This is a genomic window from Sphingomonas flavalba (assembly GCF_004796535.1).
Lineage (GTDB): Bacteria > Pseudomonadota > Alphaproteobacteria > Sphingomonadales > Sphingomonadaceae > Sphingomonas_L > Sphingomonas_L flavalba.
The window spans coordinates 1-14609 of record NZ_SPHY01000025.1 but is presented as its reverse complement, the minus strand read 5'-3'; the positions used below and the strand labels follow the sequence as shown (position 1 = coordinate 14609).

Below are 14609 nucleotides of genomic sequence, written 5' to 3'. Positions count from 1 at the left end.
GTGCCCGCCGCGCGGTTCGGCGAGCCGTGCTACAACCGGATCGAGGCGCAGGAGGCCTATGCCTTCTACCAGAAATGGATCTCGCCCGACTTCCCGCGCATGCTGATCATCGAGATCGACCACTCGAACCCGTATTATGACGACAGTTATGCGGTGAACTCCGAGAATCTCGGGCCGTATGGCGATGCGATCACCCACGAGTTCATCCCGGCGCTGGAGAAGAAGTTCCGGGGTCTTGGCCAGGGCTGGGCGCGGTTCACCTACGGCGGTTCGACAGGCGGCTGGGAGGCACTGGCCGTTCAGGTCAAGTATCCCGACGAATACAACGGCGCTTTCGCCGCCTGTCCGGACCCGATCGATTTCCGCCAGATGGAAGTCACCAACATCTACGACGACGACAACGCCTATTGGCGCTACGGCCCGTTCGGCCGCGTGCCGAAGCCGGCGCATCGCGACTATCTGGGTCATGTCACCCACACCGCCGAGATGGAAAACCATTGGGAGCTGGTGCTGGGCGACAAGACCCGCTCGGGCGCCCAGTGGGACATCTGGGAAGCGGTCTATTCGCCGATGGGCGAGGACGGCTATCCGAAGCGGATCTGGGACAAGAAAACCGGCGTCATCGACAAGGAGGTCGCCGCCTACTGGCGCGAGAATTACGACCTGCGCCACATCATGGAGCGCGACTGGCAGACGCTTGGTCCCAAGCTCCAGGGCAAGGTCCACATCTATGTCGGCGACATGGACAATTACTACCTGAACAACGCCGTCTACCTGACAGAGGATTTCCTGAAAAAGACCAAGAACCCGCATTACGACGGGGAGGTCAAGTATGGCGACCGTGACGAGCATTGCTGGAATGGTGATCCAAATCAGCCGAATGCCGTTTCGCGCCTGCGCTACAACACGATGTACGTGCCGAAGATCCTGAAGCGGATCGAGGCCGCCGCACCAGCGGGCGCAGACCTGACAAGCTGGCGCTACAAATAACGCCAATGCCGCACGCGGCCGCGCCGAAGGGAGGCGCGGCCATACAGAACAGCAACCTCAAGACATGAAAAGGGGGGTTCATAATGCAATCCACGACAATCAAGACCTTGCTGCTTGCCTCGACCGTGCTGGTCGGCGGTGTCTATGCCGCGCCGGCCGTGGCGCAGGATGCGCCGGAAGCCGCCGCCGACATCGTTGTCACCGGCTCGCGCATCCGCTCCGCCAACCTGGAGAGCGTCAGCCCGATCACCCAGGTGAACAGCGAGGAGTTCTCCGCGCGCGGCACCGTTCGCACCGAGGACATGGTCAACCAGCTGCCGCAGGTGTTCGCCGCCCAGGGCGCGAACAACTCGAACGAAGCGACCGGCACCGCCCAGGTTGACCTTCGCGGCCTGACCCCGTCGCGCACGCTGGTGCTGATCAACGGCCGCCGCCTGCCTTACGGTTCGCCGAAGAACATCCCGTCCGACGTCAACCAGGTGCCGCAGGCGCTGATCGAGTCGGTCGAAGTGCTGACCGGCGGCGCCTCCGCCGTCTACGGTTCGGACGCGATCGCCGGCGTCGTCAACTTCAAGCTGCGCAACAATTTCGAAGGCGTTCGTTTCTCGACCAACGTCTCGGGCTTCCAGCACAGCAACGACCGCACCGAACTGCGCAACCTGCTCGACAGCTTCAACGCCCAGTTCCCGGGTGAGTTCGAGAATGCCGACAAGAATGTCTGGAACGGCTTCGCCCAGGATTATTCGGTCGTGCTCGGCGGAAACTTCGCCGAGGGGCGCGGTAATGTCACCGCCTATGCGACCTACCGCAAGGTGAATCCGGTCCTGCAAAAGGACTTCGACTACAGCACTTGTGCGCTGGGTGCCACCGGCACCGACGGCAGCGAGTTCACCTGCTCCGGTTCGGCCAACAACGCGCCGGCCAACCTGACCAACGCCGGCGCTGGCCGCATTCCGCAGCTGCCGGTTTCGTTCCGCGTGTCGAACGGCCAGTTCGTCGACGGTACCGCCCGCTACAACTATGCGCCGTTCAACTACTATCAGCGGCCGGACGAGCGCTACATGCTCGGCGCGATGGCGCATTACGAGGTGAACGAGCACTTCACCCCCTATGTCGAGCTGAGCTTCATGGACGACCACTCGGTTGCCCAGATCGCGCCGGGCAACAATTCAGGCGGCATCTTTGACAATTCGAGCGGCCTGAACAGCATCAACTGCGACAACCCGTTCCTCAGTGCGCAGCAGGCCGATTACCTCTGCACCAGCACCGGCCGCACGCTCGGCAGCATCTATGATGTCGACGGCAACTATGTCGGGCCGGAGAGCATTGCGGAAGGCATCACCATGGCCCGCCGCAACGTCGAGGGCGGCAACCGCCAGGACGACCTGCGCCACACCGTCTACCGCATTGTGCTTGGGACCAAGGGCAAGCTGGTCGGACCATTCAACTACGACATCTACGGCCTGTATGCGAATGTCGGATACCGCAGCAACTTCATAGGCGACTCCAGCCGCCAGCGGACGTCCAACGCGTTCTACGCGGTGCGTGACGGCCGACCGACGTCGAGCACTTTCGGCCAGACCATCTGTAAGATCAACGCCGACGCCAGCCCGGACAACGACGACCCGAACTGCTCGCCGCTCGACTATTTCGGCGCAAGTGCAAGCCAGGATGCCGTCGACTATATTTCCGAGTTCAAGAGCATCACCGGCGACACGAGCCTGGTCAACATCGTTGCCGCAGTCGACGGCGACCTCGGCGAAGTCGGTCTGACGTCGCCTTGGGCGAGCACCGGCGTCGGCGTGGCGTTCGGTGTCGAGTACCGGAAGAACAGCGTCAACTATCAGCCGGACGAGATCTACCAGAACGCGGGCAGCCCGGAACTGCCGATCAAGGGGCACACCATCGCGAAGGAAGCCTTCGTCGAGGTCAACGTGCCGATCGTAGAGGATCAGCCGTTCTTCGACCTGCTGTCGTTCGAGGGTGCGTATCGTTATTCGGACTACAAGGGGCGGGATAGCCTGACCGGGTCGCGTGCGGAGTTCAAGACCGACACCTACAAGCTGGGCGTGAACTGGGCGCCGGTGCGCGATCTGCGCTTCCGCGGCAGCATCCAGCGCGCGGTGCGCGCGCCGAACGTGGTTGAACTCTTCTCCAACCAGTCGATGTTCGAGGTCAACCTGACCCGGAACGCCGACGGTTCGTTCGACCCCTGCGCCGGCGCGACGCCTTTCGCTACCCTCGCGCAGTGCCAGCGCACCGGGGTGACGACCGGCCAGTACGGTTTCATCGTCGACAACCCGGCCGGCCAGTTCGGCGCGATGATCGGCGGCAACCCGAACCTGAAGCCGGAAACCGCCAACACGCTGTCGTTCGGCACGGTCATCCAGCCGTCGTTCATCCCGCGGCTGTCGATCTCTCTCGATTATTTCGACATCAAGGTGAAGGGCATGGTGGGCAGCGTGAACCCCACCCTGTCACTGAAGAACTGCCTGGAGACCGGCGAGCAGTATTTCTGCGACCTGATCGTCCGCAACCCCAATACCGGGTCGCTGTGGCAGGGAGATGTCGGTCACTTCGAGCGGTTCAACGTCAATACCGGCTCGCTCAAGACGACCGGCCTCGACGTGAACGTCGACTATCGCACGGATCTGGCTAACCTGGTGGGTAGCGAACTGGGCAGCCTGAACTTCAACCTGGTCGGCACCTATCTCGGCAAGTTCGAGACGACGCCGCTGCCGGGTTCGCCACAGTCGGACATCTACGACTGCGCCGGTCTCTACGGCGGCCTGTGCGGCCGTCCGCGTCCGGAATGGCGGCATAAGTTCACCACGACCTGGAACACGCCGTGGGATCTGTCGGTGGGTGTGACTTGGCGGTATACCTCGGCGGTCAATATCGCATCGACCAGCTCGCAGCCGGCCCTGAACGGCAGCTATGCGCTGGTCGACAAGGAGCTGGGTTCGCGCAGCTACTTCGACCTGACCGTCGGCTACGAAATCCGCAAGGACTTCAACCTGCGTGTCGGCGTCAACAACATCTTCGACCGCGATCCGCCGCTCACCACGAGCACCGCGATCGAGGATGGTGGCAACGGCAACACCTATCCGCAGTATTATGACGCGATGGGTCGCTATTTCTTCGCGGGTGCGTCGGTCAACTTCTGAGGGTCGCGCAAACGATAGAGTAGTGTCATGGAAGGGCCGGTCGAGCGTGATCGGCCCTTCTTTTTTGATGTGAGGATCAGTAGGAAAATGCACCGCCGTACCGTCAAATTCATGCTCGGGGTCGCCGCGTCGATCCTGGTCGCAACCCCCGCCCTGGCGCAAAAGACCGCGGTCACCGATGCCGACCGCGCGATGGTGCGCGAGATGGTGGAAGAAGCGATCAGCTTCCGCACCGCCAAGGGGCATGGCCAGGTGCCGGCGCTGGTTGATGCCCTGACCGCCCGTTTCCGCGCGGCCGGCTTCGCGGCGGAGGACATCCAGCCGGTGCCGGTCGAGGTCGACGGCGAGACGACGATGGGGCTGGTGGTGCGCTACCGGGGGGCGGGCAAGGCGGCGAAGAAGCCGATCGCCTTCCTCGCCCATATGGACGTGGTCGACGCGCTGGCCGAAAACTGGTCGACCGATCCGTTCAAGCCGGTTGAGAAGGACGGCTATCTCTATGGCCGTGGCTCGAGCGACAACAAGGCGGGGATGACGCTGGTCGCCGCCACCTTCATGCGGTTGAAGAAGGCGGGCTGGACCCCCAACCGCGACCTCGTCATCGCCTTTTCCGGCGACGAGGAAACCGGCATGCGCACCACCCGCGCGCTGACCCAGCACCCGTGGGTCAAGGACGCCGAATTCGCGCTCAACGCCGATGCCGGTGGCGGCTCGATGGAGCGCGACGGGTCGAACCCGATCTTCTCGATCCAGGCGGCGGAAAAGACCTTCGCGACCTTCCTGATCTCGACCAGCAACCCTGGCGGGCACAGCGCGTCGCCGCGCGCCGACAATGCGATCTATGAGCTGGCCGACGCGATCAAGGCGGTGCAGGCGCTGAAATTCCCGGTGCTGTTCAACGAAATCACCCGCGACATGGTGAAGAAGACCGCGGCCAAGCGCGGCGGTGAAGTCGGTGCCGCGTTCAACCGGCTGCTCGCCGATCCGAACGACGCGGCGGCGCGCGCCGTGGTGGAGACGGTGCCGGATTCGAACATTCTGTGGACGACCTGCGTCGCGACCATGCTGAAGGCGGGGAACGCGCCCAACGCGCTGCCGCAGAACGCGGTGGCCACGGTCAACTGTCGGATCTTCCCGAGCACCCCGGTGGCCGAGGTGCAGCAGACGCTGGCGAAGGCGATCGGCAACCCGGCGGTCAAGGTGGAGCTGGACGGCGAAGCGGTGGAAAGCCCGGCCTCGCCGATCAACGAGCCGCTGTTCGCGATCTTGCGCAAGGCGATCCATGCCAACTACCCCGGCGCGCCGGCCGACCCGAGCATGTCGTCGGGCGGCACCGACGGACGCGAATATCGCCGCGTCGGCATCCCGACCTACGGCGCCGGCAGCTTGGCGATGGTCCGCCCGGACGACAGTCGCGCGCATGGCACTGACGAGCGGCTGCTGCTCAACTCCTTCTACAAGGAACTGGTATTCTGGGACGTGCTGCTCAAATCACTGGCAGGAGGGAAGTAAGATGGACATGCCCAGCGCAAGCCGGCGGAATTTCCTGGCGCTCGCCACCGGTGCAGGCGCGGTCGCCGCAACGGTCGGCGGCGTGTCGCGCGCCCTGGCCCAGGTGCCGGCGGCCCCCGCCCACACGCCGATCGCCGAGGCGCCACCAATCACCCGTGAAGAGCGTAATGCACGCCTGTCGCGTGCCCAGACGCTGATGCGTCAGCACGGCATTGCCGCGCTGCTGGTCGAGGCGGGATCGACGCTGACCTATTTCACCGGCGTCAAATGGGGCCGCAGCGAGCGGTTGACCGCGGCGCTGCTGCCCAATGACGGGCCGATCTGCATGGTCACCCCGGCCTTCGAGGAATCGCGGGTCCGTGAGATGCTCGTCGTGCCGGGCGAGGTGCGCGTGTGGGAGGAGGATGAGAACCCCTCGAAATTGGTCGCCGGCTGGCTGCAGGAGCACAAGCTCGCGTCCGGCAGGATCGGCATCGAGGAGACCGTCCGTTATTTCGCGGTCGACGGGCTGCAGAAGGCGCTGCCCAGCGTTCAGGTGCTATCCGGCACGCCGATCGTCAACGGTTGCCGCATCATCAAGACGCCGGCCGAAATCGCGCTGATGCAGCGTGCCAACGACATCACGATTGCCGCCTATCGTTCGATCGGCCAGAAAATCGAGCGTGGGATGAGTGGCGCCGACATCACCGCGCTGATGCGCGTGGCGACCGCGTCGTTCGGCGGCGAGACCCCGTCGGGCGGCACCACGATCGACAAGGCAACCGCCGCGCCGCATGGCCTGAAGGAGCCGCAGCTGGTCAAGGACGGATCGGTGATCCTGATGGACTGCGGCTGCACCGTCGACGGCTACCATTCCGACATTTCGCGCACCTTCGTCTTCGGCGAGCCGTCGAAGCTGCAGCGCAAGATGTGGGCGGACATCCACCGCGGGCAGGAAATCGCGATGGAGGCCGCGCAGCCCGGCGTACCCTGCGGCAAGGTCGACGATGCGGTCCGCGCCTATTACGAAAAGATCGGCTACGGCCCCGGCTACAAGACGCCGGGCCTGTCGCACCGCACCGGCCACGGCATCGGCCTCGATGTGCACGAGCCGGTCAACCTCGTCCATGGCGAGGTGACGCCGCTGGCCGCCGGCATGTGCTTCTCCAACGAGCCGGGCCTCTATGCGCCGGGCGTGTTCGGCGTACGGCTGGAGGACTGCTTCTACATGACCGAAACGGGGCCGCGCTATTTCTCGGTACCGCCGCCGTCGATCGAGAACCCGTTCGGCTGATCGCCGCACGTCGCTGGGGAGAGAAGGTGATGAGACATTTCTGGCTGGCGGCGCCAATGGCGCTTGGCCTGGCGGCACCCGCCGTCGCCCAGGCGCCGGCGCAGGGCGAGGCGTCGATGAGCCCGGCGCGTCCGGCGATCCTGCCGCTGCGCGAGCAGGCGAGGCTGCGCGACGCCTGGCTGAAGGAGCGGCTCGACACGGTCGTGCCGATGCTGATGCGCGAAAACGGCATCGACATGTGGGTGCTGGTCGCGCGCGAGTATCTGGAAGACCCGGTGGTCTCGACGATGCTCAATGCGGAGAATCTCCGCGCGCGGCGTCGGACCATCCTCGTCTTCTTCGACCCTGGCCAGGGCAAGCCGGTCGAGCGGCTGGTGATCAGCAAGCACGGCATGGGGGACGTGTTCCCGGCCGCCTGGGACATGGAGAAGCAGCCCGACCAGTGGAAGCGGCTGGCCGAGATCATCACCGAGCGCGATCCGCGGAAGATCGCGCTCAACACCTCGTCGCTGACCGCCTTTGCCGACGGCATGACCTACAGCCAGTATAACGACCTGCTGGCGGTGCTGACCCCGGAGCAGAAGGGGCGGGTTGTTTCCGGCTATCCGCTGGCGATCGGCTGGCTGGAAACCCGCACGCCGGCGGAGATGGAGCGCTACCCCGAAATCGTCCGCATCGCCCACGCGATTATTGGCGAGGGCTTTTCCGGCAAGGTGATCAAGCCGGGGGTAACGACCAACCAGGATCTCGTCTGGTGGTATCGCCAGCGGGTGAACGACCTGGGCCTCGGCTCGTGGTTCCACCCGTCGGTGGAGATCACCCGGCGCGGGGTGAAGGGCGTGCTGCGCGAGGAAGGCGCGCCGATCCAGAAGGGCGACATGCTGCGCGTCGATTTCGGCATCGTCTATCTCGGTTTCAGCACCGACACCCAGCATGTCGCCTACGTCCTGAAGGACGGGGAGACCGATGCGCCGGCCGGTCTGAAGGCGGGGCTGCTGGCCAATAACGGCGTGCAGGATGCGGTGACGTCGGAATTCCGGGTCGGCGACACCGGCAACCAGGTGCTCGCGCGCGCCCGCGCCAAGGCGATCGCCGCCGGGCTGAACCCGACGATCTATTCCCATCCGATCGGCTATCACGGCCACGGCGCCGGCAGCGCCATCGGCCTTTCGGAAGAACAGGTGTTCGTGCCGCATGGCGAACACAAGCTCAGGCCGAATATCGCCTGGTCGATCGAGCTGAAGGCGGCCAAGGCGGTGCCCGAATGGGACAACCAGATGGTCGATTTCAAGTCGGAGGAGGACGCGTTCTTCGACGGCAAGACGGTACGCTACATCGACGGCCGCCAGACGACGTTCCACCTGATCCGCGCCGAGGATTGAACGGCCCCCGCCCGGCCGGGCTGCCGATCACGGCCCGGCTGGTTCAGAACAGGCCCTGGTAGACGCCGCCGTCGTTGACGATGTTCTGGCCGGTCATGAAGCTGTTCTGGGCACTGCACAGGAAGGCGATCAGCGCGCCGCATTCCGCCGGGTCGGCGAAGCGCCCGGCCGGCGTTCGCGCCAGCCGGTCGGCGACGATCGCCTCATAGCTGGTGCCTGCCCGCTCGGCGTGGCTGTGCAGGTTCAGGCGCAGCGCCTCCGTGTCGAAGAAGCCGGGCAGTACGCTGTTGATGACCACGTTGTGCGGCGCCAGATCGCGCACCATCGCCGCGATCGTCGCGGCCAGCGCGGCGCGCGCGGCATGGCTGTGGGCAAAGCCGGTCTGGGGGAATTTGATGTTGCTGACCGATATGTTGACGACCCGGCCGAAGCCCCGTCGGCACATGCCGGGCACCGCCGCCAGGATCAGGTCGCGCGCGGCGTGGAAGTGCGCCTCCATCCAGAAATCCCAGCCGTCGCGGCCGAGCGTGTGAATATCAGCCGGCGTCTGGCGGACGCCGGGGTTGCACACCAGTATGTCCGGTGCGTCCCATGCCGCGGTCAGCTGCGCGCGGGCGTCAGGGCAGGTCAGGTCGGTGGCGATATGGTTGACGGCGACGCCGGTTTTCGCGCTGATCGCCCCCGCGGTCGCGGCCAGCGCCGCGGCGTCGCGCGCGACCAGCGTCAGATTCACGCCTTCGCGCGCCAGCGCCTCCGCCGCCGCGCGACCAAGGCCGCGGCTGCCGCCGCAGACCAGCGCGTGTCGTCCCGCGATTCCCAGATCCATCGTCCCGTCCCCCGTTTATCCGGCGCCCCGCCGCCTCACATCGCCTTGCCGTCGACCACCGCGAGGCCGATCTCGTCGATCCGTCGCCCGCTGACGACGTCGAAGAAGTGAAGGCGATGCTGGCGTAGCGCGAAGCGCACCGTTTCCCCGACCGCAGCGAGGCTGGAGCCGGCGACGCGGGCGCACAGCCGGGCAGTGCCCGCCTCCAGCGTCAGGATCGTCTCGTGGCCGATCGGCTCGATCGCGCTGATCCGCGCCGCGAACGGCCCGTTGCCGATCGTCACGTCTTCCGGCCTTATGCCGACGGTGACCTGCCATGTTCCGACTGGCCGGTCGCGGAACCGCCGGATGCCGAGGTCGACGGTCAACCCGCCGATGCCCAGGATCGCCCGGTTGTCCTGGAACAGCAGCGCGCCGTCGATCAGCGCCATCGCCGGGGTGCCGACGAAGCCGGCGACGAAACGGTTGGCCGGGCGGTCGTAAATGTCGGCCGGCGTGCCGTATTGCTGGAGGGCGCCGTCGGCCATCACCGCGATCCGCGTCGCCATCGTCATCGCTTCCAGTTGGTCGTGGGTGACATAGATCATCGTCCGGCCGAGCCGCCGGTGCAGCTCGATCAGCTCGCCGCGCATATGCGCGCGCAATTTGGCGTCGAGGTTGGACAGCGGCTCGTCGAACAAGAAGACGCTGGGGTCGCGGACCATCGCCCGGCCGAGCGCGACGCGCTGCTGCTGCCCGCCCGACAGCTGCGCCGGCCGCCGGTCGAGCAGTGGCGCGATCTGCAGCGATTCGGCCAACGCGCGCACCCGCCGCATCCGCTCGGCACGGGCAACGCCGCGCTTGCGCAGCGGATAGGCGATGTTCTGCGCGACGGTCATGTGCGGGTAGAGCGCGTAGGTCTGGAACACCATCGCGATGTCGCGTTCGCCCGGAGTCAGCCCGCCGACGTCGTTGCCGTCGATCAGGATGCGGCCGCTGTCGGGCATGACCAGCCCGGCGAGCATCCGCAGCACCGTCGACTTGCCGCAGCCTGACGGGCCGAGCATCGTCACCATTTCGCCGGGGGCGATGGTCAGGTCGAGCGCGTCGACCGCGACGACATCGTCGTATTGCTTGCAGACACTGTCGAAGACCACCTCCGCCATTGCCGCCCCCGTCAGCTCCGGACCCCGGCCGCGCCGATCGAGCGGCTCAGCTGGTGGTGGAAAAAGGTGAACAGGATGATCGGCGGAATGCTCATCAGCACCGACGCCGCCATCAGCATCGACCATTCGACGTTGAAGGTGGTGACGAACATGGTGACGACGCCCGTGGTCAGCGGTCGCGCGGTGTCGGTGTTCACCAGCACCAGCGCGTAGAGATAGTCGTTCCAGGCAAGGATGAAGGTGAACAGCGCCGTCGCGCCGATGCCGGGTAACGCCTGCGGCAGGATGATGTCGACGAACGCGCCGATGCGGCTGGCGCCGTCGACCCGCGCCGCCGCCTCCATCTCCTCTGGAATCGCCGCCATGAACGAGCGCAGCAGCCACAGCGCATAGGGCAGGGCGAAGCTGGTGTAGGCGATGATCAGGCTGGCAAGGCGGTTGGCCAGGCCGATTTCGACCATCATCAGGTACAGCGGAACGATCAGTACGACGGATGGCAGCAGATAGGTGGCAAGGACCAGTGTCGCCAGCGCTTCCCGGCCGCGATAGGAAAAGCGCAGCAGGCTGTGCGCGCCGATCGCGCCGATCGCGACGACAAGCAGCGTCGTCGCTGTCGCCAGCACGATGGAATTGGCGAAATAGCGTGGGAACGGCGTGTCGAAGAGCAGGCGCAGATAGGGCGCGAAGGAGATGCTCTCCGGCAGGAAGGTCGGCGGCAGGGCGAACAACTCGGTCTGCGGCTTCAACGAGGTGAGCAGCATCCACAGCAGCGGAAAGGTGGTCAGCAGCACCAGCACCCAGGTCAGCGCGGTCAGCGCTGCCGCGCGCCAGGCAGGCCGCGCGCCGCTCACCGCCGCCCCCGGGCGCGAGCGAGATAGGGAATGGTCATCGCCAGGACGAGCAGCATCATCAGCACGGCATAGGCCGCGGCCATGCCCATCTGGTTGAGGCCGAAGGCCTGCTGGTAGACGACCAGCGGCAGCGTGCGGGTGTGGTCGAGCGGCCCGCCACCGGTCAGCAGGTAGATCAGGTCGAACTCGCGGAAATCCCAGATCATGCGGAGCAGGGCGACCAGCCCCAGCACCCCGCTCAGATGCGGCAGGGTGATGTCGGTAAAGCGCGCCCAGGAGCCGGCGCCGTCGAGCCGCGCCGCCTCATACAGGTGGGCGGGCACGGTCTGCAGCCGGGCGAGCACGGCGATGACGACGAACGGGAAGAATTTCCACGCGCCGATCACGATCGTCGTCGCCATCGCGTTGGGCATCGTGCCCAGCCAGTCGACCGGCGTGTCGATCAGGCCGAGTGCGATCAGCGCGTGGTCGACGACGCCGAACAGGCCGTTCAACAGCCAGCGCCAGACCAGCACCGCGACCACCGTCGCCAGGAAATAGGGGAAGAGGACAAGGCTGCGGGCCAGCGCGCGCAGGCGGATGTTGCGGTTGAGCAAGAGCGCCATCGCGACGCCGAACAGCAGTTGCAGGGCAAGGGTGCCGATCGTCCACACCAGCGTTGTTGCCAGCGCATGCCAGAAGGTGCCTCCGGAGAGGATGGCGCGGTAGTTGGACAGGCCCGCCCATTCCGTCGCCAGCGTCGGCGTGTAGACGTTGTGCAGCGACAGATAGGCGGTGGTAGCCAGCGGGTAGGCGATGACCGCCGACAGGATCAGCACCGTCGGCGCGATCAGCAGCAGGCCGAGCAAAGCGTCACGCCGCGCCAGCGCCTGGGGGGATGTGGCCGGCCGCAGGCGCAGGAGGGCGGCCATGCCGGTCACGCGGACATCAGCCTTTCCAGCCGGCTCGCCGCTTGACCGACGGCCAGCCGGGGATTTTCGCCTTCCAGCACCACGCGCTGCACCAGTTCGGCGATGCAATTGCTGGCGATGATCTCCCCGGCGCGCAGGTTCGGGAGGTGAGCGGGGGACTCCATGCCGAGATTGTGCCCGTTCGCGGCGAGTTTCGCCATCATTGCGATCTCGCGCTGGTATTTGGCGACCAGTGGATCGGCGAGATAGACCGGATCGTCGACGATTCCTTTTAGCGTCGGCAGGATATGGCCCGGCGTCGCGCGCAGTTGCGTGGGGTAGATGTCGGGCGAGAACAGCGAAATGGCGAAAGCCTTGGCCAGCGCCGGATTGCGCGCCCCCTTGGGAATGAACAGGCTGGGAAAGTCGTTGAACGTCCAGGGCGGGATCGCGCGCGACAGCGTCGGATAGGCGACGCAGCCGATCACGTCGGCGATGCGCGGGTTCTGTGCCGCGACGTTGGCGAGTACCCGGCCGCTGTAGATGCCGGTGGCGCTGGCGCCGGAGACGAATGCGGTCAGGCATTCGCCCCAGCTGAAGATCGTCGCGCCGGGCGGGCAGAATTCACGCATGCTGCGATAGAAATCGAGCGCGGCGTAAGTCGGCGGGGAATCGATCGCGACGTCCAGTTCCGGCGTGAACAGTTGGCCGCCGGCCTGATGGATGATGCTGATGAAGATCAGCGACGTCATGCTGTTCATGCCATAGGGCAGGGCGGTGCCGTACAGGCCGCGGCGCTGGACCTTCGCGCAGGCGGCGCGCAGCTCGTCCCAGGTGCGCGGCGCCGCGCCGATTCCGGCGAGCTGCAGCAGGTCCTGCCGGTACCAGAGCATGTCGACGGCGGTGCTGCCGATTCCAATGGCGCAATAATGGCCGTCAGCGGCGCGGAACGGGGCGAGGGCGCCCGGGAAGAAGCTGTCGGCGCCGATCGCGGCGACGACGTCGTCCATCGGCTCGATCAGGCCGCGGTCGTAATAATTCTGCGCCGCGAACGACGGCAGGTGGGTGACCAGATCGGGCATCTGGCCGGCGGCGAAAGCGGCGGCGAATTGAGTCGGATAGCCTTCGTCGGACGTCGGCTCGAAGACGATGCGGACATTGGGGTTGCGGCTTTCGAACGCCCTGATCTGCTCGCGGTAGCTGGCGACCTGCTCCGGCGTCGCCTGCGGCGACCACCAGCGCAGGATGGTTGGGCCGCCGGTGCGGTCGCCGCAGCCGGCGAGCAGGGCCATGCCGACACCGAGCCCGCCCGCGCCGAGGCCGCGCAGCACCTGGCGGCGCGCGATCGGCACAGGCGACAGGCCTGGCTTCGATCTTCCTTGCTGACCCATGCGTCGCTATCGTCCCAGCTTAGTTCAATTGACGAACTTTTGTTCAGTATGCGATCGCTATTGGCAAGGCGATCGATACGAAATGCGCGATATGATTGGGCATAGTCGCGCGATCCGCCTGAAAATGACGCTTCTGTTGATATAATATTGCGCCAGCTCCGGCCAGCGCGGTGCGCCGGCTTGGCTTTGCCGCTATTTGTAGCGCCAGCTTGTCAGGTCCGCGCCCGAAGGGGCGGTGGTCTCGATCCGCTTCAGGATCTTCGGCACGTACATCGTGTTGTAGCGCAGGCGCGAGATCGCGTTGGGCTGGGTCGGGTCGCCGTTCCAGCAATGCTCCGCCCGATCGCCATACTTGACCTCCCCGTCGTAATGCGGGTTCTTGGTTGTCTTCAGGAACGCTTCCGTCAGGTAAACGGCGTTGTTCAGGTAAAAATTGTCCATGTCGCCGGTGTAGATATGGATCTTGCCCTGGAGCTTGGGACCAAGCGTCTGCCAGTCGCGCTCCATGATGTGGCGCAGATCGTAATTCTCGCGCCAGTAGGCGGCGACCTCCTTGTCGATGACGCCGGTTTTCTTGTCCCAGATCGGTTTGGGATATCCGTCCTCGCCCATCGGCGAATAGACCGCGTCCCAGATATCCCACTGCCCGCCCGAACGGCTTTTCGATCCGATGACCCGCTCGTAGCGATTCTCCATCTCGTTGGTCCAGTTGACGTGGCCGAGATAGTTGCGGTTGATCATCACCGGAACCCGCCCGAACGGCCCGGTCTTCCAGAACGCATTCTCGTCGTCGTAGATGTTGACGACCTTGGTCTGGCGGAAGTCGATCGAATCCGGGCACGATGCGAAGGCGCCGTTGAACTCGTCGGGATATTTGACCTGAACGGCCAGTGCCTCCCAGCCGCCGGTCGAACCGCCGTAGGTGAACCGTGCCCAGCCCTGGCCAAGACCCCGGAACTTCTTCTCCAGCGCCGGGATGAATTCACGCATGATCGCGTCGCCGTAAGGGCCAAGGTTGGCTGAGTTCACGGCGTAGCTGTCGTCGAAATACGGGTTCGAGTGATCGATCTCGATGATCAGCATGCGCGGGAAGTCGGGCGAGATCCATTTCTGGTAGAAGGCATAGGCCTCCTGCGCCTCGATCCGGTTGTAGCACGGCTCGCCGAACCGCGCGGCGGGCAC

10 protein-coding genes and 1 pseudogene are annotated in these 14609 nt (G+C 65.5%); 5 read left to right on the top strand and 6 right to left on the bottom strand.

What is annotated here, in order from left to right:
* From E4A53_RS14190 to E4A53_RS14170, 5 genes are all read left to right on the top strand, one after another.
* Positions 1–990: alpha/beta hydrolase-fold protein (locus E4A53_RS14190; protein WP_239018318.1), on the top strand; the 990-nt coding region annotated here is incomplete at its 5' end.
* Between the two features lie 83 nt (positions 991–1073).
* A complete protein-coding gene (locus E4A53_RS14185) occupies positions 1074–4157 on the top strand; it encodes a TonB-dependent receptor domain-containing protein (RefSeq protein ID WP_136163769.1) in 3084 nt (1027 codons plus the stop codon).
* 87 nt (positions 4158–4244) lie between these two features.
* Positions 4245–5669: a M20/M25/M40 family metallo-hydrolase gene (locus tag E4A53_RS14180; protein ID WP_136163768.1), complete on the top strand. Its 1425-nt coding sequence runs from the start codon at positions 4245–4247 to the stop codon at positions 5667–5669.
* Between the two features lie 7 nt (positions 5670–5676).
* The gene (locus E4A53_RS14175) at positions 5677–6942 is read left to right on the top strand and encodes a M24 family metallopeptidase (protein ID WP_136163771.1); all 1266 of its coding nucleotides are present in this window, start codon (positions 5677–5679) and stop codon (positions 6940–6942) included.
* A 29-nt stretch (positions 6943–6971) separates the two neighbouring features.
* Positions 6972–8324 (top strand): M24 family metallopeptidase, encoded by a 1353-nt coding sequence (locus tag E4A53_RS14170; protein WP_206366336.1) that lies wholly within the window; start codon positions 6972–6974, stop codon positions 8322–8324.
* A gap of 43 nt (positions 8325–8367) precedes the next feature.
* Here E4A53_RS14170 and E4A53_RS14165 read toward each other — a convergent pair whose 3' ends face one another.
* The 6 genes and pseudogenes from E4A53_RS14165 to E4A53_RS14140 all read right to left on the bottom strand — a co-directional run.
* Positions 8368–9150: an SDR family oxidoreductase gene (locus tag E4A53_RS14165; protein ID WP_136163767.1), complete on the bottom strand. Its 783-nt coding sequence runs from the start codon at positions 9148–9150 to the stop codon at positions 8368–8370.
* A 35-nt stretch (positions 9151–9185) separates the two neighbouring features.
* On the bottom strand, positions 9186–10295 hold the full coding sequence (locus tag E4A53_RS14160; RefSeq protein ID WP_136163766.1) for an ABC transporter ATP-binding protein: 1110 nt from the start codon (positions 10293–10295) through the stop codon (positions 9186–9188).
* 11 nt (positions 10296–10306) lie between these two features.
* A complete protein-coding gene (locus tag E4A53_RS14155; protein WP_136163765.1) occupies positions 10307–11146 on the bottom strand; it encodes a carbohydrate ABC transporter permease in 840 nt (279 codons plus the stop codon).
* A complete protein-coding gene (locus E4A53_RS14150) occupies positions 11143–12057 on the bottom strand; it encodes a carbohydrate ABC transporter permease (protein ID WP_136163764.1) in 915 nt (304 codons plus the stop codon). Before E4A53_RS14150 ends, E4A53_RS14155 begins: the two co-directional genes overlap by 4 nt.
* 5 nt (positions 12058–12062) lie before the next feature.
* Positions 12063–13388, bottom strand: coding sequence for an ABC transporter substrate-binding protein (locus E4A53_RS14145; protein WP_168694399.1), 1326 nt, complete (start codon positions 13386–13388; stop codon positions 12063–12065).
* Between the two features lie 231 nt (positions 13389–13619).
* A pseudogene (locus E4A53_RS14140) lies at positions 13620–14609 on the bottom strand (hypothetical protein); the annotation flags it as partial.